The sequence below is a fragment of the Sphingorhabdus sp. genome (genome assembly GCF_029865925.1).
Lineage (GTDB): Bacteria > Pseudomonadota > Alphaproteobacteria > Sphingomonadales > Sphingomonadaceae > Sphingorhabdus_B.
This window is the reverse complement of record NZ_JARXAI010000090.1, coordinates 1-20,194: the sequence shown is the minus strand read 5'-3', so window position 1 is coordinate 20,194 and position 20,194 is coordinate 1. Positions and strand designations below refer to the sequence as shown.

Genomic DNA, 20,194 nt, shown 5'->3' with positions numbered 1-20,194 from the left:
GTGTCGAGGATTGTCTGACCTGGGTTCTGACGTTCGATCAGCTCTTGCGTAAGAACCGCTTTTGCCTTGGTCGAGTCAGGTGCCTGAATTCCAGCAACGTCCTGCGAACGCGAACCGGAAACGACGATTACTTCTTCTTCGAAATCGACCGAGCCGGTCGACTGCGCAAATGCAGCGCTGGAGAGACTGCAGACCGTCAATGCGACAGCACTGGTTGCGAGCTGGAAACGAGATTTCATCTTTAAAGACCCCTTTGATTTTCATCCCCCATCTGTAACGCACCATCGGGTAAAATCCGAATCACGCGCACGAAATGGCCTGTGCGATCCCCTTGGGGTCAGTAAATGACAGTAAAGTGACAGTTCGACCTAGGAAACGAGCATCTTATAGCCGACAGCAAGGCGCAATCAAAGTTTTGCGTTACCGCAAATTGTGCACAGCAGCATTAAAACGCATTTTGTACGGTAATGTGGCCAGTTTGCCACAGTCCATTGGGCCCTGGCTTAAGCGGCGTCCTCTTTGCCCGCCTTGGCAGACTTGGCGTATACCAGCACCGGGGTCTTACGGCCTTCCACGACGTCCTTGTCGACAACGACCTCATCGACGCCGTCATATGTAGGTAGGTCAAACATGGTGTCCAACAAAATGGCCTCAAGAATTGAACGCAGTCCGCGCGCACCGGTTTTGCGCTCAATCGCCTTTTTGGCGACCGCTTCAAGCGCATCATCGGTAAAGCTCAGCCCTACGTCTTCCATCTCAAACAGCTTGCGATATTGCTTCACCAGCGCGTTCTTAGGCTCTGACAGGATTCTCACCAACGCCGCGATATCAAGATCTTCCAGCGTTGCGGTGACAGGCAAACGCCCAACAAATTCCGGGATCAGGCCATATTTCAAAAGATCTTCAGGCTCCACCTGTTTCAAAATTTCGCCAGTACCGCGCTCATCGGGATCGGCGACATGTGCACCAAAACCAATGGACTTGCCTTCAAGGCGGTTTGAAATAATCTTCTCAAGGCCCGCAAACGCGCCGCCGCAGATGAACAATATGTTCGTTGTGTCGACCTGCAGGAACTCCTGCTGCGGATGCTTGCGGCCGCCTTGGGGCGGAACGCTGGCTGTTGTGCCTTCCATAAGCTTCAGCAGAGCCTGCTGAACGCCCTCGCCGCTCACGTCGCGGGTGATGGATGGGTTCTCCGCCTTGCGGCTGATCTTGTCGATTTCGTCGATATATACGATCCCGCGTTGGGCCTTCTCGACGTTATAATCGGATGCTTGAAGCAGCTTCAGAATGATATTCTCGACATCTTCGCCGACATAGCCAGCCTCGGTTAAAGTCGTCGCGTCTGCCATGGTAAAAGGCACATCGAACGTCTTGGCAAGCGTTTGGGCAAGAAGGGTCTTCCCACAACCGGTTGGGCCCACAAGAAGAATGTTCGACTTTGCAAGTTCAACATCCGCGCCCTTACCACCGTGATTAAGGCGCTTGTAATGGTTATGCACAGCAACAGACAGAACGCGTTTCGCCTGCGGCTGCCCAATGACATAGTCGTCAAGGACTTCGCAGATTTCCTGCGGCGTGGGCACTTCGCCCTCTTTGCGGCCGTTCAGCGCGCCCTTGGTTTCTTCACGGATGATATCGTTGCACAGCTCGACACACTCATCGCAGATAAACACAGTAGGGCCTGCGATCAGCTTGCGGACTTCATGCTGCGATTTTCCGCAGAAGGAGCAATATAATGTGCTCTTTGTATCTGATCCGCTTAACTTCGTCATAATATATCCTGCTTGCACACCGAAAGGAGGCGCACGTTATTAAACCAACACTCTAAAGATGCGTTCCGATTTGGCAATAGCCGACAACGAACCGTCCATCCTGTCCAAGCTGCCTTTGGAAAAGCAAATGTGATCAGCTTGCGTCGGCATCCGCATTCGATGGCCGCTTGTCATACACTTCATCGATCAGGCCAAACGCCTTCGCCTCGTCAGCTTCAAGGAAGGTATCACGGTCCATCGCTTTTTCGATGTCCTTCAGAGGCTTGCCTGTATATTTCGCGTAAAGATCGTTCATACGCTTGCGAATACGAAGTATCTCATTTGCCTGAATCTGGATGTCGGATGCCATGCCACGCGCACCACCAGAAGGCTGATGCACCATGATCCGTGCGTTGGTCAAAGCGACTCGCATGCCAGGTTCACCAGCAGCGAGGAGGAAACTGCCCATTGATGCAGCCTGTCCAATGCATACGGTACCAACTTTCGGACGGATATACTGCATCGTATCATGTATCGCCATGCCAGCGGTGACAACACCGCCGGGCGAGTTGATATACATCCAAATATCTCTCTTCGGATTGTCCGATTCAAGGAACAACAGCTGCGCGGTGATGACTGAGGCCATATTGTCCTCAACTTCGCCCGTCACGAAAATGATCCGCTCGCGCAACAGGCGCGAAAAAATGTCCCAGCTGCGCTCCCCACGGTTCGATTGCTCGATAACGACGGGAACCAATGCTTGAACGGGATCAAAAGGAACGTGCATGAAATACCTCTAAGATGTTATATTTTGCGATAGTCCCTACATCGGCGCGGGCAACCAAAGTTTCAAGCACGAAAACGGTTAAGTTTTTCCAAGTGCTCATCCGTCGAACAAAGTAGCTTGATGGTGGCAGTCATAAATTTGATTAGTCTGGCTATGCCAAAAGCGGCCACAAAGAGAGGCTTGTCCGCGACTTCGTCAAGGTTATGAAGGCTGACCGCTTTGATTTAAAGTAAGCAGGACCCGCCGAAACGAGAAAGGCCCCAGAATTCCCGGGGCCTTTTCGTTTGTCCAAAGCAGGACGATTATTTCTTAGGCGCAGCTTTTTTGGCAGGCGCCTTCTTGGCTGGCGCGGCTTCGGCATCCTTTTTAGGAGCAGCCTTCTTTGCAGCAGGCTTTGCTTCTTTTGCAGGTGCTTCTTCCTTGGCTGCGGCCTTTTTCGCTGGCGCCTTCTTCTTGGCAGCTGGCTTGGCGTCTGGTTCTGCTTCGATTGCCGCTTCAAGCACGTCCTTAGTCACGGTCTTTTCCGAAACAGTCGCCTTGTCGAATAGGAAGTCGACTTCTTTGTCTTCAAACATCGGCGCGCGTAGCTGGGCCGCTGCCATCGGGTTTTCCTGCAAATACTGCACAAAACGCTGACGCTCTTCAGGACGATATTGCTGCGCAGCTTGCTGCACGAGCATGTTCATTTCCTGCGAACTGACTTCCACACCGTTGGCTTGGCCGATTTCGGAGAGCAACAGGCCAAGACGCACACGACGGACGGCGATGTCGCGATACTCTTCGCGCTCTGCTTCCATTTCCTTTTTCGCGGCTTCAGGGTCTTCCTCGCGGGCAGCTTCCTGCTCCAACTGTGCCCAAATCTGTTCGAATTCCGCTTCGACCATTGATGGCGGCACGTCGAAATCATGATCGGCGGCGAGCTGATCAAGCAGTTGGCGCTTCATGTAGGTGCGGGTGAGGCCATTATGTTCTTGCTCAACCTGAACCTTCATCAGTTCGCGAAGCTTGTCGATACCATCTAGTCCGAACATCTTGGCAAGATTGTCGTCGGCTTTAGCTTCGACTGGCTTGCGCACTTCGTTGACCACGATATCAAAGGTTGCAGCCTTACCCTTCAGGTTTTCGGAGTTGTAATCTTCTGGGAAGGTCACGTTTAGTACCTTCTCGTCGTTGGCTTTCACGCCAACCAACTGGTCTTCGAAGCCCGGGATCAACTGGCCCGAGCCAAGCTCTACGGCCATGCCTTCGCCCTTGCCGCCTTCGAAAGGCACGCCCTCAACCTTGCCTTCAAAATCAATAACGACACTGTCGCCCATTTTGGCGGCATATTTCTTATCGGCTGCTTCAAAGCTCTTTTGCCCTTGGGCAAGCTTCAAGATCGATACGTCAACCTGTGCATCGCTGACGTCAACAATCAGGCGCTCAAGCGTTATGTTATCGATGGATGGCGCTGCAATCACAGGCAGGATTTCCAGATGGAAGTCGACAACCGCGTCTTTGCCCGGGGCATAATCTTCACCGAGGTGGACATGCGGCTGAGTCGCTGGACGCAGTTTGTTGTCGGAAATCGCTTTTTGAACGCCTTCCTGAATTGAGCTGTTGAGGGCGTCCTGAAGCAACGAATCCTTGTGCATCTTCTTGACCAGATTGGCAGGAACCTTGCCTGCACGAAAACCGGGCATACGCACTTGAGGTGCAATCTTCTTCACCTCGGCATCAATGCGGGATTCAACGTCCTTTGCGGAAATCGTCATGCGATAAGCGCGCTTCAGGCCTTCATTCTGTGTCTCGACGGTCTGCATGTTTTCTTCTCTATCTACGGCGGGCTCTCTGGCCTGCCAAAAACTGTTAATTGGCTTTCGGGTTCAACGACAGCCGGGAACGTCCCTTTTTCGTGGTGCGGGCGAAGGGACTCGAACCCCCACACCTTGCGATGCCAGAACCTAAATCTGGTGCGTCTACCAATTCCGCCACGCCCGCTTACGAAAAGCTGCCGTTTCACACACGACGAGAGCCCCTAACGGGAAAGCCGCGACGGGGCAAGGGGAGAAGCGGCAAATGCACCGCTGTCGCCTCCTGCCCGTGTCAGCCAAGCGCCTTTTTCAGCAGATCGTTGATGATCTGCGGATTGGCCTTGCCCTGCATTGCCTTCATTGTTTGCCCCACGAAGAAACCAAACAACTTGTCTTTGCCCGATCGGTATTCAGCCACCTTGTCTTCGTTCGCCGCCATGATTTTAGCGATTTCTGCTTCAATCGCGCCGGTATCGCTGGTTTGCTTCAGGCCCTTTTCCTCGACAATTGCCGATGCCGCCTGCCCTGTCTCCAGCATGATTTCAAAGACCTGCTTAGCGATGCTACCGCTGATAGTGCCATCAGAAACGAGACGCAGGAGCTCAGCAGCCTGTTTCGGGCTAACCGGGCTTTCATCAAGCGTTTTGCCCAACTTGTTCAGTGCACCAAACAGTTCAGACATCAGCCAGTTGGAACCCTGTCTTGCGTCCACGCCCTGGGCCAACAAGTCTTCGAACCAGAATGCCGTCTCCGCCTCTGCGGTTAAAACGGCAGCATTATAGGCAGTCAGGCCCAATGACTCGTAGCGCGCGCGTTTGGCATCTGGAAGCTCAGGCAAGGACGCACGACATTCCTCCAGAAACGCGTCGTCCAATTCCACCGGCAACAAATCGGGGTCAGGGAAATACCGATAATCATGCGCGTCCTCTTTCGAGCGCATTGGACGCGTTTCCATCTTGTTGGCATCAAATAGCCGTGTTTCCTGCACAACAGCGCCGCCGCTTTCAATGAGGTCGACCTGACGCTGCGCCTCATACTCAATCGCTTGCATCATGAAGCGGATCGAGTTGACGTTCTTCGTCTCGGTGCGGGTGCCAAGCTCCCCTCCGGGCTTACGGACCGACACATTGACGTCTGCGCGCATCGATCCTTGTTCCATATTGCCGTCGCATGACCCAACGTAGCGCAGGATCGAGCGCAGTTTTTTGACATAGGCCCCCGCCTCTTGCGGGCTGCGCATATCAGGGCGCGAGACGATTTCCATCAGCGCCACGCCAGAACGGTTAAGATCGACAAAGGACATCGTCGGATGCTGGTCATGCATCAACTTGCCCGCGTCCTGTTCGACATGGATGCGTTCAATTCCTATTTTTTTGGTCGGGCTATCGGGGTCTTTTTCGTTTAACGTAACCTCGATTTCGCCCTCACCCACGATGGGGTGGTAGAGCTGCGAAATCTGGTAGCCCTGCGGCAAATCGGCGTAGAAATAATTCTTCCGGTCGAACCGCGACCAGCGATTGATCTGCGCATTTATCGCCATGCCGGTGCGCACGGCCTGACGCAGACATTCCCGGTTTGGCACGGGCAACATGCCCGGCATTGCAGCGTCCACAAGGCTGACATGGCTGTTCGGTTCGGCACCAAAGCCGGTCGAGGAGCTGGAAAACAGCTTGGATTCGCTGGTCACCTGCGCATGTACCTCGAGGCCAATCACGACCTCCCACTCGCCGGTGTTTCCCTGGATGCGGTATTCGCTCATATTACCACCACTCTGCGGCTTCCGCCGTAAATCCTGAACGCTGCTCAATGGCTAGGCCTGCATTGAGCACAGCCTGTTCATCGAGCGCTTTGCCGATAATCTGAAGCCCCGTTGGCAAGCCTTCTTTTGAGAGACCGCCGGGAACCGACATTGCGGGCAGTCCAGCCAGCGAGGCTGGCACGGCGAACACGTCGTTCAGATACATCGACAGCGGGTCGGCGTTCTTCTCACCCAAACCAAACGCCGCGCTTGGTGCGGTTGGCGCAAGGATGAGGTCGCAGTTTGCCCATGCATTGTCAAAATCGCGCGCTATCAACGCACGAACCTTCTGCGCTTGCGTATAATAAGCGTCGTAGAAGCCCGCGCTGAGCACATAAGTGCCGATCATGATACGGCGGCGGACCTCTTCACCAAAACCTGCGGCGCGGGTGGCGGCATACATATCCTGCAAGCCAGCGCCCTCGGGCAAGTCACGCAGGCCAAAACGCACGCCGTCATAACGTGCAAGGTTCGATGACGCTTCGGCAGGCGCGATGATATAATAAGCGGGCAACGCGTATTTTGTGTGCGGCAAGCTAATATCAACGATTTCGGCGCCTGCATCTATCAACCAAGCGATGCCATTATCCCACATCTTGGCGATATCTTCGTCGATACCATCCAAGCGATACTCCTTGGGAATGCCAATGCGCTTGCCCTTAAGATCGCTGTTAAGGCCAGCCTCCCATGCAGGTACTGGCAAATCGAGCGACGTCGAATCTTTCGGGTCAAAGCCTGCCATTGCCTCAAGCATGATTGCGCAGTCACGCACGTCGCGCGCCATTGGGCCTGCTTGATCAAGTGAACTGGCAAATGCTACAACGCCCCAGCGCGAGCAGCGGCCATAGGTTGGCTTGATGCCGCTAATGCCCACGAACGCCGCAGGCTGACGAATCGAGCCGCCGGTGTCCGTTCCCGTCGCCGCAGGGCACAGCCGCGCGGCAATGGCCGATGACGAACCACCTGACGATCCACCGGGCGCAAGCGCGGCATTGCCGCCGTCGTTGCGGCGCCATGGTGAAATGACATTGCCGAAATAGCTGGTCTCATTCGACGAACCCATGGCGAACTGGTCCATGTTCAACTTGCCGAGCATCCCTGCCCCAGCCTTCCACAAATTCGCCGACACGGTGGACTCATAGGTCGGCACAAAGCCGTCGAGGATATGGCTGGCGGCCGTCGTCTGGACGCCTTCGGTGCAAAAAAGATCCTTCATGCCAATCGGCACACCCGCCATTTTGCCAAGCGGCTTGCCCGCAGCGCGGTCAGCATCGACAGCCTGTGCAGCCTCAATTGCCTTTTCGGGTGTTTCAAGGATGAAAGCGTTGAGGGCCTTTGCCGCCGACACACGTGCATTCAACGCCTCAGCGACTTCCACCGCCTTGAATGCACCATCGGCCACGCCATCCCGGATGGCGGCCACGCCAAGTCTTGAAAAATCAGTCATTATTCGATCACCTTAGGCACGCCAAAAAAGCTACCCTCCTTGGCTGGCGCATTGGCAAGCACCTTATCGCGCACGTCGCCATCTGTGACGACGTCGTCACGCAGGCGGAGCGTGTTGGAGATGACGGCCGTCATCGGCTCAACGCCGGTAACGTTGACCTCCCCCAATTGCTCCACCCAGGCAAGAATGCCATTGAGTTCGCCGACCATCTTGTCAGCCTCAGCATCGCTTATCGCGATACGCGAAAGCCGTGCGATTTTGTTCACGGTATCTTTATCTACAGACATATGCCAGCCGCTAGCATTGCGTCTGCTATGCTTCAACGGAAAAGCTTGGGGTAAAGACCTAATCTTTCAGCTCCCGTTCAATTTTCCGATGCTATTTCCGTCCGATCCGCTAAATCGGATCAAAATCTCAGGACATAAACTTGGCTCGTAAATTTTTATACATCGTCGCAGCGCTCATCGTTCTCGTTATTGCGGGCGGTTTCATTATCCGCATTTATGAAAGCGAACTGACAGAACTTGCCTTTGTCCCGACCGCCAAATTTGAAAAGCAGGCGGCGTTTGAACCCAGCAAATATGCGGGCAATGATATGTGGTTCGCCCGCCCCGGCAAAATTGGCAATCCAGCAGATTGGTTGCCTACTGGTGTGGCTAAGGCAGAGATACCCGGGTCTGCCGCTATATTTTTTGTGCATCCAACGACATATATTGGCAGGGATTATTGGAACGCGCCGCTTAATGACACACAATCTCAGGACCGTGCCCGGCTTTTCTTGCGAGGTCTTGCATCCCCTTTTTCGAGCGCTGGCGAAATGTGGGCGCCGCGCTACCGTCAGGCCGCAATTGGCGCGTTTCTGACGACAAAGCCAGAGGGCCAGCAGGCACTCGACGCCGCGTATCAGGACGTCTTGCTGGCTTTTGATGAATTTGTGGCAAAGGTCCAAAAAGACCGCCCGATCATATTGGCAGGCCATAGCCAAGGCGCGTTGCACCTAACGCATTTGTTAAAAGACCGCGTTGCAGGCAAGCCAATCGCAAAGCGGATTGTCGCGGCCTACGTTGTTGGTTGGCCAATATCGGTAACCGCTGATATGCCTAAAATGGGGCTACCTGCCTGCACGGGCCCCGATGACACTGGCTGCATCATGGCGTGGCAGAGCTTTGCCGAACCGGCCGAATATGACCGTATGGTTAAAGTCTACAACGCCACCAACGGCTTTACCGGGCAGCCGCGCAAGGACACAGCTATGTTATGCACCAATCCGTTAAATGGTGGTGCCGCCCCTGCTGCCTTGATGAAGGCAAATCTGGGCACATTGAAGCCGGACGATAAGATGATAACTGGCGCATTGATTGTGGGTGCGGTGCCTGCCCGCTGCGATGACAAAGGCTTTTTGCTAATTGGCGACCCGCCAGAGATTGGCCCCTATGTCCTGCCCGGCAACAATTATCATGTCTATGATTTTCCTCTGTTCTGGGCCAATGTCCGCGCTGATGCTGCATGGCGGCTGCGGAAACATCTGCAAAAATGATTTATGAATCGGTTTCCGACTTTCGCACTCAATTGCCTGAAGGTGGCGTGCTAATTGGGCTTGATGTCGGCAGCAAGACCATTGGCACCGCTTTTTGTGACGCTGGCTGGACCTTTGCCTCGCCTGCTGACTTGATCAAGCGCAGCAAGTTTACGAAGGACAAGTTTGAGCTACAGGCTGCGATTGCGACCCGTCCGACGCGTGGCATTGTCATTGGTTTGCCGCTCAACATGGATGGAAGTGAAAGCCCACGCAGCCAATCAAGCCGGGCATTTGCGCGCAACATTGAAGATCTCGGCCTGCCTATATTGCTGCGCGACGAACGCTGGTCAACGCAGGCCGTCGAACGTGATATGATCGCCGCTGACATGAGCCGCGCTAAACGCGCTGAGAAAATCGACAGCGGGGCGGCGGCGTTTATCCTGCAAGGCGCGATTGATGCTTTGACCCTTGGCTAGCGGGCAGCACAGCCGTCACCCTGCTCCTTTACCATGCCGCCGTCCCCCTGAACTTGTTTTAGGGACTTAGTTGCGCCGTCCAAAAGTAAGATGCTGCAACAAGTTCAGCGTGAAGGCTTTGGCAAGCATTGCACATCCCACAAAATGATTGAGTCTCACCCAAATCCCCATTAAGGGCATCGCTTTAATGACATGGACACAGCCCTTTGCCGCCGACAGCTTTCCAAGCGGGTCGGATGCCTTTCCGCACAAGCATTTGCTTGGTATCGCCGGTCTTCAGAAATGGGAAATTCTCTATATTCTGAAAGAGGCGCAGCAATGGGTGGTCTTGAACCGCTCTGGCGCCACAAAGCATAACGATAGGCTTTCGGGTCTAACGATCATCAATGCCTTTTTCGAAAATTCAACGCGTACATTATTGTCTTTCGAAATCGCTGGAAAGCGGCTTGGTGCTGACGTGGTCAACATGCATGCTGCGCAATCGAGCGTGAAAAAGGGCGAGACGCTTATTGATACCGCAATGACCCTAAACGCCATGCGCGCTGATGCCATTGTGATTCGCCATGGCAGTTCGGGCGCAGTCCAATTGATTTCGAGCAAGGTCGACTGCCCAGTCCTGAACGCTGGAGACGGCAGCCACGAACACCCTACACAGGCTTTGCTCGACGCGCTGACCATCATGCGCCGCAAAGGCAAAATAGAGGGTCAAACCGTAGTGATTTGCGGTGATGTCCTGCACAGCCGCGTTGCGCGGTCGAACCTGTTTTGCCTCAAATCGCTCGGGGCAGAAGTCCGCGTCGTTACGCCTCCGGCCCTGATGCCCAGCGGCATAGAGGCCTTTGGCGCTATTCCATTCAGCAATTTCGATGCGTCGCTCAACGGGGCCGACGTGATCATGATGCTGCGCCTTCAAAGCGAGCGCATGCAGGGCGATTTCATTCCTTCGCCTCGTGAATATTTCCATCTTTATGGCCTCGACGAACGGCGGCTTGCATTGGCCAAGCCTGACGCACTGGTGATGCACCCCGGCCCCATGAACCGAGGCGTTGAAATCGCAAGCAGCGTAGCAGACCATGTCGAACGCTCCGCCATTATCGAACAGGTTGAAATGGGTGTCGCGGTGCGCATGGCCTGCCTTGATATATTGACCCGCAAAGCGCGCGGTCAGGAGGGCTGGGCATGACCGGCGTCAACATCATTCACGGCCATGTCATATTGCCCGGCGCAGACAAGGCTGAACCGCTGCACCTGCATATTGAAGACGGCAAAATTGCATCAGTTGGCAAGGCTGCACCCATTGCGGATCACGTCGATGCAAGCGGGCTCATCGTTGCGCCCGGCATTATCGATTTTGGCGTGTTCAAAACGGACAAGCCAGCCTTCCGCTTTGGTGGGATTACCCGCGCGGCGTTGATGCCCGACCAGTTGCCAGTACATGACGATCCTGCCACCGTGCGCTTCGCTGCGTTGAAGGGTAAGCCTGATTTGTGGGTGCATCCCCTCGCCGCTGCGACCCAGGGGCTTGATGGGCTTCGGATGGCGGAAATCGCGCTGATGAAAGAAGCGGGCGCAATCGGCGTTGCCACTGGCCGCAAATGGATATCCGACAGCGGCGTGATGCTGCGGATCATGCAATATTGTGCCGCGCTTAACCTTCCCGTCATTCTGCATTGCGAAGATTCAGGTGTAGCTGGTCATGCCGTGGCGACTGCGGGCGAGACGGCCACTTTGCTTGGCATATCAAGCGCACCAATCGTCGCTGAAACGCTTGCCATCGCGCGCGACCTTATGCTGGCTGAAGAAAGCGGCGCGCATGTGCATTTTCGGCAAGTCACCACCGCACGCGGGCTTGATCTGATCCGCGGCGCAAAGGCAAAGGGGCTGCACGTTACGTGTGGCATTACGCCTGCACATCTGTTTTTATCAGACAACGCCATTTCCGATTTCCGCACCTTTGCGCGCCTTTCGCCGCCCTTACGTCAGGAAAGCGACCGACTGGCTTGCATCGCAGCGATTGCCGATGGCACCATTGACGTCATCGCATCCGGACATGACCCGCGTGGTCCAGAGGACAAGCGGCTGCCTTTTTCCGAAAGCGCGCCTGGCATGGCGGGCGCAGAAACGTTGCTGGCACTGTCGCTCAACCTCGTGCGCGCCAATGTCATCTCGACCGGCCGAATGTTTGAACTCCTTGCGTCTAACCCCGCAAAGATATTGGGATTGAACGCAGGCCATATTGCAGAAGGGCAAGAGGCCGATCTGATCCTAATTAATCCAGACGCCCCATGGCAAGTCGACGGTGACCGTATGGCTGCATTAGCCGGAAATACTCCGTTTGACCGCTTGCCCGTTCAAGGGCGCGTTCGCCATATGCTAAAGGGCGGCAAGGTTGTCTAGACCCGCCACCACAACAAAAGGCAAAACAGGGCGCCGCGGGTAATGGTCGATAGCCTCAAACGGGCTCAAGCCCCGCATCAGTGACCCTACGATAAAAGCAACTGCGTGTACCGGTGTGGCACGTCGGACCTTCCGGCCGGGCGACTATCCAGATTGCGTCTTGATCGCAGTCGATGCGCATATCAACGATGTGCAGGACATTCCCGCTACTTTCGCCCTTTTGCCAAAGCCGCTGGCGGCTGCGGGAAAAGAACACAGTTGTGCGGGTTTCCATGCTCTTCGCAAGCGCCTCTGCATTCATGTGCCCCACCATTAACACCGCTCCATCGGCTTCGTCCGTAATCACTGCGGTCACCAAACCGTTGGCATCATATTTGGGGTTTAGCGTCAATCCGCTTTCTCTTTCGTCGGTCATTGCGCATGCCTAACCTATGCACAAAAGCCCTGCCAACATTTTCTTTGTTACAACCGTGCGACAAGGGGAGACATAAGGCACCGTCATGCCTATAGGCGACCCAGCGAAGAGCAGCGGGATTCGAAATATGCTGACCACCGACCCTTTTGATGACGACAAACTTCGTGAGGAGTGCGGGATTTTTGGTGTCTATGACACTGAAGGCGCCTCTGCCATGGTGGCGCTGGGGCTCCATGCGCTCCAACATCGCGGCCAAGAGGCTGCGGGCATCACTAGTTATGATGATCATGATTTCCATACGCACCGTGCAATGGGCCATGTTGCGGGCAATTTTGACCGCGAGGAAATTATGGGCGGTCTCGCTGGGCGATGCGCGATTGGCCATGTCCGCTATTCGACCACTGGCGAGACATCACTGCGCAATGTCCAGCCCTTATATGCTGACCTTGCCACTGGCGGCTTTGCTATCGCGCACAACGGTAATATTTCAAACGCCATGACGGTGCGCCGCGACCTTGTGCGTCGCGGATCGATTTTTCAGTCCACATCCGACACCGAAGTCATCATCCATCTGGTAGCCACCTCTGGCTACCGGACGTTGCTTGATCGGCTCATTGACGCGTTGAAGCGCGTTGAGGGCGCGTATTCCCTCCTTTGCTTGACCACTGAGGGTATGATTGCCTGCCGCGACCCACTGGGCATTCGTCCTTTGGTGATGGGCAAACTTGGCGATACCATCATCTTTGCTTCAGAAACCGTGGCGCTCGATATCGTCGGTGCGGAATATATCAGGTCTGTTGAACCCGGCGAATTGGTAGTTGTGCGCGGGACTGAAATCCAGTCGCACAAGCCTTTCATTCCCGTATCGCAACGCCCATGCATTTTTGAGCATGTCTATTTTTCACGACCCGATTCCATCGTTGAAGGCATCAGCGTCTATTCGGTCCGCAAGGCCATTGGCGCTGAATTGGCGCGCGAAAATGGCGTTGATGTCGATTATGTCATCCCAGTACCTGACAGCGGTACGCCTGCTGCTATCGGTTATGCAGAGGCTGCCAAAATCCCGTTCGAGCTTGGGATCATCCGATCACATTATGTCGGACGCACCTTCATTCAGCCAGGCGACGGCGTGCGCCATTTAGGCGTAAAGCTAAAGCATAACGCCAACCGCAATCTCGTTGCGGGCAAACGCATTGTCCTAATCGACGATTCCATCGTACGCGGCACAACATCGCTTAAGATCGTGCAGATGATGCGCGAGGCTGGAGCCGCCGAGGTGCATATGCGCATCGCTAGCCCGCCGACGATGAACAGCTGCTTTTACGGCGTCGACACACCCGAACGTTCCAAGCTGCTCGCCAGCCGGATGGATGTAGAAGAAATGCGGCAGTTTATTCAGGCTGACAGCCTCGCCTTCTTGTCCATCGACGGGCTGTACAGGGCGCTTGGCGAAGATTCGCGCCATCCAGACAAGCCGCAATATTGCGACGCGTGCTTCACAGGCGATTATCCTACCACCCTTTCCGACCATGAAGAGCATGAGGCGAGCGACCTAATGATGCTTGGCGACCGGAAGCCGGCTTAGGCGATGACGAAGATATTTGAAGGCAAGGTTGCGCTGGTCACCGGCGCAAGTCGCGGAATAGGCGCGGCAACGGCAACGGCACTGGCAGCGCAAGGTGCCCATGTCATCCTGACCGCTCGCACAGCCAAAGATCTTGAAGCTGTCGAAGACGCGATTTTTGAGGCTGGCGGTAGCGCCACCATTGCGCCGCTCGATTTAACTGACGGCGACAGCATCGCTCGGCTTTCCGCCGCAGTGACCCAGCGATGGGGCAAACTTGATATCCTTATTCTCAATGCCGCGATGCTTGGCACGCTTAGCCCAGTGTCCGCGATAGACGGCGCGGAGTTCGCGCGCCTGTTCACGTTGAACGTCTCTGCACAGCAAGTCATGATCGCCTCGTTCGACGCCTTATTGCGCAAAAGCGAGGCTGGCCGCTTGATCGCGCTGACCTCGTCCGTAGGCGCAACTCCGCGCGCATTCTGGGGCGCGTATGGCGCATCAAAGGCAGCGTTGGAAAATCTGGTCGATAGCTATGGCGAAGAGGTCAAGAACCTGTCGCAAGTTCGCACTGCAGTCGTTGACCCAAGCCGCACGCGCACAGCAATGCGCGCGAAGGCCTATCCCGGGGAAGACCCAGCGACGGTCAAGGAACCAACCGTTGTTGCCGATGCGATATTAAATATGCTGCCAACCATGTTCGCGAGTGGGCATCGGTTGGTGTTAGAAGGTTAGTCAAAAGTCTCGTCACTCTGCGCGCATATCGCCGTCACTTTATACTCCCCTGACTGTCACCCTGCCTCCCTTAGCCCTTCACCACCTCATGCGCCTTTAACGCACGCTCACGCGCAGCTTTATGGCCAATGATCTTGAGCGGATAGTTTTTCGGACGCGCGCCATATTCATCCGGATCGTGAATATAAGGCGCCTGCAGATCCGCCAGTTCGGGCACCCATTCGCGGATATAGCGCGCGGCATCGAATTTCTCCGACTGCGACAGCGGCGCCATAATCCGCACGAACATGTTGCTGTCGACACCAGTCCCCGCGGTCCACTGCCAATTGACGCTGTTGCTGCCATAATCTGCGTCGACAAGCGTATCCCAAAACCATTTCTCGCCTTCGCGCCAGTCAATCAAGAGATGCTTGACCAAGAACGACGCAGCAATCATCCGCACCCGATTGTGCATCCACCCAGTCGCCCATAATTGTCGCATTCCAGCATCAACAATGGGATAGCCCGTCCGCCCTTTGGTCCACGCAACAAAATCTGCCTTCACCGCCGGATCGGATACGTCTCGCCACGGTAATCTATCAAACGCATCCCGCGCGTTCTTGGCGCCATATTCGGGCATTTGAACGATGACATTCTGCGCATAGTCCCGCCAAACTAATTCCTTTAGAAAAACATCAACGGATCCACCTGCATGCATCGTTGCATGCCAGCATGCGGCGGGTGAAATCTCGCCAAAGTGCAGATGTGCAGACAAGAACGATGAACCTTCCACCGATGGCAGGTTCCGTTTCTCGTCGTAAAGCCCTGCCTTAGCGACAAAATCCTCAAGACGCTTTTGGGCCCCCGCCTCGCCGGGCGTCCACATGTTGATCATGCCGCCCGACCAATCAGGCGTAGTGGGCAGCAAGGTCCATTCGCCGATATTCTCGCTTGCTGGCCAATTCTCAGGCACAGCGATATGCGTGGGCAGTGCCAACGGCGCAGGCGGTGGCATATGCTGCCACAAGGCCCGCATGAACGGCGTGTAGATTTTATACTGTCCGCCGCTGCCCGTGGAAACGCTGCCTGCGGGAAGCAGATAATTGCCGTCATGGCATATGAACTCACAACCTTGGCGCAAGCCATTGGCAACAGCCTTCTCCGCATTGCGCCACCATGGTTCATAATGGCGCATGCAGTGAATGGCTGATGCACCGGTTTCCTCGGCCAACGCGAATAAAACCTCGTCCGATTTACCGGCTCGTAGGATCAACCGCGAACCCAGCGCCTGCAAATCGGCATCAAGCGCGGTCAGACTGTGGTGCAACCACCAGCGCGAGGCCGCACCCATCTTGCGATGTTTTGGCGTATCGTCATCGAGAATATAGATTGGAATGACTGGCGCGCCGCTCGCCACTGCCGCTGCCAATGCTGGCTGGTCGGCAAGGCGCAAGTCACGGCGGAACCAGAGGATGACTGGGGCGTTCATTTGCTTTCGTCTCCGATGGGGAAGTAGGCACTAAATCGGTCGCCGACCAAAGGATCGGTAAAACGCTGATCGGATATCTTCAACGTCCGCTTATTGCCTGCATCCACTATCTGCGCGACGGGCATGCGTGACCAAAACAGCAAGGGCAACCCTCTGGTGACGTTAGCCTCGAACGCATTTTTATCCGCAACGCCCATATAATGCGCGCGCATGGAATTATCGATTCTTACGTCATCGAACACTGTATAGCTACCTTGCCCGTAATGGCGGTTGTTGCGCCACAGCATCTCGCGCTTCCAGAATTGCACTGGTACCGGATTGGCAACCACCAAAGTGGGTGCCACGTTAAACGTTTTCTGCACAGCCTCGGCCGTCAATTGCTCAGCGCGGCCGGTGATAAGGCCATTGGCTAAAATATAAGCACAGATGGCTGCGAAGCTTATGAGAGCAGGCGTGCGCCAATGTGCTTTGCCGGTGTGCTCACGGCGCCGCGAAACCCAAACACCAGTAATCAGTGCAGCCCACAACCAGATGTCGATAATGAACAAGGTGTCGCCATAGAACCACTGGCTTGAAAATGGCTCAAGCAAACGGATGCCATAGCTGTTGAACCAATCGAACATCGGATGGCTCAAGCAGCCGATATAGGCGAGAGCCAGCAACCAGCCTTTATGCACTGGCAATCGCTTTTCCGGCCGCTTTCCTTGCTTTGTCTGCCAACGATCGAACGCAAGCATAGCGCCCCAGAGCAGCAGCGGCAGGACAAGCATAGCAATAGGCCCATGCGTAAGTCCGCGTCGAAGCGCCAGATGCTGTTGCCCGCCAAGCAGCGTCGTTATCGCATCAATGTCTGGAATATTGGCCGCAATAATCAGCGTTGGCATCGCAACGCCAGTTTTCCGCTTCAAGCCCATTTGGCCGAGCAATGCGCCAACGAGGCTGTGTGTAAGATTATCCATTTACTTGTGCTGACGGAAACACCGTGAAATGGCAATACGGCGCTATCAATATCAGAGATTTTGTTCACGTAAGGGCTCGGAGCGCGAAGTGGCTATGACGTCAGCCTACATGTTAATAAAATTTTTTGGGTTTCAATGTGCTGGACCTGCCCCGCGCACCGCCCTATCGCAAGGACAACAAGGAGATTGAGATGACTATAACCGCCCCCTTCGTCCGCCCTGATGTGGCCTTATTCCTTCAGTTTTTGAACGCAGTTCCTGGCCCTAAATTCTGGGAAGTCTCTGCCGATGAGGCGCGTGCGATGACAACGGCCATGCGCGACGTTGCCGACGCGCCAGTGGGCGAACTAGCGGTCATCCGCGACATTGAAATCCCCGGCCCCACAGGCAATATCCCCGCCCGCGTTTACGATAGCCGCAGCGACCGCGGCGCCGGGCCAGTCATGGTGTTCTACCATGGCGGTGGCTTCGTGATCGGCAGTCTTTATACCTACGAGCCCTATTGCGCGGAAGTCGCGCGCTTATTGGACCTGCCAGTTATCTCCATAGACTACAGGTTATCGCCAGAATATCCATTCCCCGCCCCGGCAGAAGATTGTGAAGCCGCGACGCGCTGGATTGCGAGCAGCCCGACAGAACTCGGACTAGAGGTCACTGGCCTCATCACATCGGGCGACAGTGCCGGCGGCAACTTGACCATCGTCACCACTATGGCGCTGCGCGATAAGCCTGCTGCCGTTCCCGTGCTGGTACAATTTCCCATCTATCCCGTTGTCACGCTTGATGCCGATTGGCCAAGCATACGCGAATTTGCCAATGGCTTTTTGCTTACGGAGGGAGCTATGGTGTATTTTGGCGAAGGCCATGCGGCATCGCCGGGTGACTATCGTTCCGAGCCGCTGAATTTTCCGCAAGAAGGCATGCCGCCAAGCCTTGTGACGACCGCCAGCCTTGACCCATTGCGGGATCAGGGCCTTGCTTATGTCGAAAAGCTAAAACAGGCCGGCGTTCATGTTCAGCACATTAGTGCCGATGGCAATATTCATGGCCATATCAACATTCGCCAAGCCATTCCGTCGGTTCAAACTGACGTTGAAGGCTATATCAGGGCTTTGAAAATCATGCTCGCTGAAGTAACGCTCGCCGCATGACCACTACATTTGAAGAAATGCCTTACCGCCCTTGCGCGGGTATCATGCTCGCCAATATGCAAGGCAAGATATTTGTTGGCCAACGCTTGGACCGGCCCGAAGGCGCGGACGCCTGGCAAATGCCGCAGGGCGGTATTGATGACGGCGAAGATGCAGAGACCGCCGCATTACGGGAATTATTTGAAGAAACTGGGGTCCGCGCTGATTTGGTCGACGTGCTGGCCCGCAGCCGCGATGAGCATTTCTATGATTTGCCTGACGATATGATCGGGCGGATCTGGAAGGGTAAATATCGCGGTCAACGGCAAAACTGGTTTTTGATGCGGTTCAAAGGCACCGATGCGGATATCAACATTGAAACCGAGCATCGGGAATTCAGCAGTTGGCAGTGGGTGGATGCGCCGATGTTGCCGCAACTCATAGTGCCGTTCAAAAAGCGGCTGTACGAAAATATTCTCGCGGAATTTGCCGACCTAATTTAGGCAGTACTCAGGGCAAAATTAGTTCGCCTTTGGCTCCAGCGGAGCACCCAAAGTCGCTTTGAGATCAACGGCACCGGCCTGCGCTTGCTGTTTCTGGGACGCAGCATCAATCGCCAATGAAAGCTGTGTTGGGGCGTTACAATTGGCGCGGCACAGCGTTCGCAACCGTGCAATGTTCTTACGCGCGATTTCCAATGCACCCTTGGAGATAAAAATATCAGCCTGTTCTGCCAAGGCAATCTGATCATTCGGTTCAAGTTCAAGCGCTTCTTTGTAGAAGCCGACCGCCTTACCCTCCAACCCTTGGGTCTTTACGGCACGTGCCATTGCAACATAGGCAGCACCATTGCGCGGGTCGACCGCAAGCGCGGACTCGTACCAGCCAATCGCAATATCGAGGCGGCCAGCGCTGGCTTCCTGATCGCCCGTTTTCAATAACGCAATTGAGCGGGCGTCAACGTCCGCCCGCCCGCCAATGCTCGCACTCGACATAATTGCAAAGGTAAGCGAAAGGGCAATGGCTGCAGGCGAAAAGCGCATAAAAAATATCCAAATTCGTTCGAAAATCGACGCTATCACAGCTTTTGAAGCCTCGCGAAGAAAAATCCGTCACTGCCATCATGCATAGGTGTCAGCAATACGCCGTCGCCATCCGCGCGGCCCATTGAAACGCCGGTGTCAGAAGCGCGCCAGCCCTTATGCGATTTCAAAAATGCCGCCACTTGGCCTTTGCCCTCATTTTCAATCAACGAGCACACCGCATATACCAAATGCCCGCTACGCGCGACCATTTCCGAACCGATGTCCAGAAGCTTGGCCTGTTCATCAATTACGCGCTTCAAACGGGCGGCGTCTAGGCGCCAGCGCGTTTCGGGGTTGCGCCGCCACGTTCCGCTGCCCGAGCATGGGGCGTCGATGAGAACGAGGTCACAGCCACCCGCAAGATCGGACAGCATATCCTTTTCCTTATTCGGGTTCAGCAGCCGTGTTTCGACGTTCGTTGCCCCTGCCCGGGCCGCACGCGGCTTAAGCTGGTCCAAACGGTTGCGGTTTGTGTCTGTGGCAATCAAGCGGCCTGAGTTGCGCATAGCCGCAGCCAAGGCCAGCGTCTTGCCGCCAGCGCCAGCGCATAGGTCAAGCACGATGCCAAGCCCCTTCGCCTGACACGCCTCAGCGATCAACTGACTGCCTAAATCCTGAATTTCGACATGACCACTTTCGACAGCAGGATGGTTGTCAATCGCTGTACCGCCGGGCAGACGCAGCGCAAATTCCAGAGCAGGCAAAACCTCCGCCTCGGGCAGCACGGCGGCAACTTCCTCGCGGCGGGCCTTTAGCGCGTTCACGCGCAGATCCATCGGTGCGCGGTCAAGCAAGGACGCTTGTTCGGCCTCGTCAATATGCGGGGAAAACAACGGCTTTAGCCATTTCGGCAAAGCGCCACCTGTT

The 20,194-nt window shown here is 55.2% G+C and carries 20 protein-coding genes and 1 tRNA gene; 8 read left to right on the top strand and 13 right to left on the bottom strand.

The features are described 5' to 3' along the window. The 8 genes from QE270_RS09465 to gatC all read right to left on the bottom strand — a co-directional run. Positions 1 to 239, bottom strand: a 239-nt coding sequence (locus QE270_RS09465) for a hypothetical protein (RefSeq protein WP_300038576.1), incomplete at its 3' end; no start/stop codon positions are given. A 264-nt stretch (positions 240 to 503) separates the two neighbouring features. After that, positions 504 to 1,775, bottom strand: a complete 1,272-nt coding sequence (gene clpX, locus QE270_RS09460; protein WP_300038574.1) for an ATP-dependent Clp protease ATP-binding subunit ClpX — start codon at positions 1,773 to 1,775, stop codon at positions 504 to 506. Between the two features lie 133 nt (positions 1,776 to 1,908). Next, entirely contained in the window at positions 1,909 to 2,541 is a 633-nt protein-coding gene (locus QE270_RS09455) for an ATP-dependent Clp protease proteolytic subunit (RefSeq protein WP_300038569.1), read from the bottom strand. A 302-nt stretch (positions 2,542 to 2,843) separates the two neighbouring features. Continuing rightward, positions 2,844 to 4,343 carry a trigger factor gene (tig, locus tag QE270_RS09450; RefSeq protein ID WP_300038566.1) on the bottom strand — a complete coding sequence of 500 codons (1,500 nt, stop codon included), beginning with the start codon at positions 4,341 to 4,343 and terminating at the stop codon, positions 2,844 to 2,846. 93 nt (positions 4,344 to 4,436) lie between these two features. Next, a tRNA-Leu gene (locus QE270_RS09445) sits at positions 4,437 to 4,521 on the bottom strand. A 105-nt stretch (positions 4,522 to 4,626) separates the two neighbouring features. Further along, the gene (gatB, locus tag QE270_RS09440) at positions 4,627 to 6,093 is read right to left on the bottom strand and encodes an Asp-tRNA(Asn)/Glu-tRNA(Gln) amidotransferase subunit GatB (RefSeq protein WP_300038563.1); all 1,467 of its coding nucleotides are present in this window, start codon (positions 6,091 to 6,093) and stop codon (positions 4,627 to 4,629) included. 1 nt (position 6,094) lies between these two features. Then, positions 6,095 to 7,579: an Asp-tRNA(Asn)/Glu-tRNA(Gln) amidotransferase subunit GatA gene (gatA, locus tag QE270_RS09435; protein ID WP_300038560.1), complete on the bottom strand. Its 1,485-nt coding sequence runs from the start codon at positions 7,577 to 7,579 to the stop codon at positions 6,095 to 6,097. Beyond that, a complete protein-coding gene (gene gatC / locus QE270_RS09430) occupies positions 7,579 to 7,866 on the bottom strand; it encodes an Asp-tRNA(Asn)/Glu-tRNA(Gln) amidotransferase subunit GatC (RefSeq protein ID WP_300038557.1) in 288 nt (95 codons plus the stop codon). The genes gatA and gatC overlap by 1 nt, the downstream gene beginning before the upstream one ends. A gap of 140 nt (positions 7,867 to 8,006) precedes the next feature. On the opposite strand from gatC, the gene QE270_RS09425 reads away from it, so the two are divergent. The 4 genes from QE270_RS09425 (at position 8,007) to QE270_RS09410 (ending at position 11,971) form a co-directional block, all read left to right on the top strand. Beyond that, positions 8,007 to 9,116 carry a DUF3089 domain-containing protein gene (locus QE270_RS09425; protein ID WP_300038554.1) on the top strand — a complete coding sequence of 370 codons (1,110 nt, stop codon included), beginning with the start codon at positions 8,007 to 8,009 and terminating at the stop codon, positions 9,114 to 9,116. After that, positions 9,113 to 9,574: a Holliday junction resolvase RuvX gene (gene ruvX / locus QE270_RS09420; protein ID WP_300038551.1), complete on the top strand. Its 462-nt coding sequence runs from the start codon at positions 9,113 to 9,115 to the stop codon at positions 9,572 to 9,574. Before QE270_RS09425 ends, ruvX begins: the two co-directional genes overlap by 4 nt. Positions 9,575 to 9,761: 187 nt before the next feature. After that, positions 9,762 to 10,757, top strand: coding sequence for an aspartate carbamoyltransferase catalytic subunit (locus QE270_RS09415; protein ID WP_300038548.1), 996 nt, complete (start codon positions 9,762 to 9,764; stop codon positions 10,755 to 10,757). Next, a complete protein-coding gene (locus tag QE270_RS09410; protein WP_300038545.1) occupies positions 10,754 to 11,971 on the top strand; it encodes a dihydroorotase in 1,218 nt (405 codons plus the stop codon). Before QE270_RS09415 ends, QE270_RS09410 begins: the two co-directional genes overlap by 4 nt. A 55-nt stretch (positions 11,972 to 12,026) precedes the next feature. Here QE270_RS09410 and hisI read toward each other — a convergent pair whose 3' ends face one another. Continuing rightward, a complete protein-coding gene (gene hisI / locus QE270_RS09405) occupies positions 12,027 to 12,386 on the bottom strand; it encodes a phosphoribosyl-AMP cyclohydrolase (protein ID WP_300038542.1) in 360 nt (119 codons plus the stop codon). A 127-nt stretch (positions 12,387 to 12,513) separates the two neighbouring features. Here hisI and purF point away from each other — a divergent pair, with 127 nt between their 5' ends. Both purF and QE270_RS09395 read left to right on the top strand, forming a co-directional pair. Continuing rightward, positions 12,514 to 13,971: an amidophosphoribosyltransferase gene (purF, locus tag QE270_RS09400; protein ID WP_300038539.1), complete on the top strand. Its 1,458-nt coding sequence runs from the start codon at positions 12,514 to 12,516 to the stop codon at positions 13,969 to 13,971. A 3-nt stretch (positions 13,972 to 13,974) separates the two neighbouring features. Next, entirely contained in the window at positions 13,975 to 14,685 is a 711-nt protein-coding gene (locus QE270_RS09395) for an SDR family NAD(P)-dependent oxidoreductase (protein ID WP_300038536.1), read from the top strand. Between the two features lie 70 nt (positions 14,686 to 14,755). On the opposite strand, the gene QE270_RS09390 is transcribed toward QE270_RS09395, so the two are convergent. Both QE270_RS09390 and QE270_RS09385 read right to left on the bottom strand, forming a co-directional pair. Beyond that, positions 14,756 to 16,153, bottom strand: coding sequence for a deoxyribodipyrimidine photo-lyase (locus QE270_RS09390; protein WP_300038533.1), 1,398 nt, complete (start codon positions 16,151 to 16,153; stop codon positions 14,756 to 14,758). Further along, a complete protein-coding gene (locus QE270_RS09385) occupies positions 16,150 to 17,112 on the bottom strand; it encodes a metal-dependent hydrolase (protein ID WP_300038530.1) in 963 nt (320 codons plus the stop codon). Before QE270_RS09385 ends, QE270_RS09390 begins: the two co-directional genes overlap by 4 nt. Before the next feature lie 191 nt (positions 17,113 to 17,303). Here QE270_RS09385 and QE270_RS09380 point away from each other — a divergent pair, with 191 nt between their 5' ends. After that, positions 17,304 to 18,263, top strand: coding sequence for an alpha/beta hydrolase (locus QE270_RS09380; protein ID WP_300038527.1), 960 nt, complete (start codon positions 17,304 to 17,306; stop codon positions 18,261 to 18,263). Then, positions 18,260 to 18,745 (top strand): RNA pyrophosphohydrolase, encoded by a 486-nt coding sequence (locus tag QE270_RS09375; protein ID WP_300038524.1) that lies wholly within the window; start codon positions 18,260 to 18,262, stop codon positions 18,743 to 18,745. Before QE270_RS09380 ends, QE270_RS09375 begins: the two co-directional genes overlap by 4 nt. Before the next feature lie 18 nt (positions 18,746 to 18,763). Here the strand turns inward: QE270_RS09375 and QE270_RS09370 are convergent, their stop codons facing one another. Next, positions 18,764 to 19,237, bottom strand: a complete 474-nt coding sequence (locus QE270_RS09370; RefSeq protein WP_300038521.1) for a hypothetical protein — start codon at positions 19,235 to 19,237, stop codon at positions 18,764 to 18,766. Positions 19,238 to 19,320: 83 nt separating this feature from the next. Beyond that, positions 19,321 to 20,194 (bottom strand): RsmB/NOP family class I SAM-dependent RNA methyltransferase (locus QE270_RS09365; protein ID WP_300038518.1); only part of this gene is annotated, 874 nt, incomplete at its 5' end.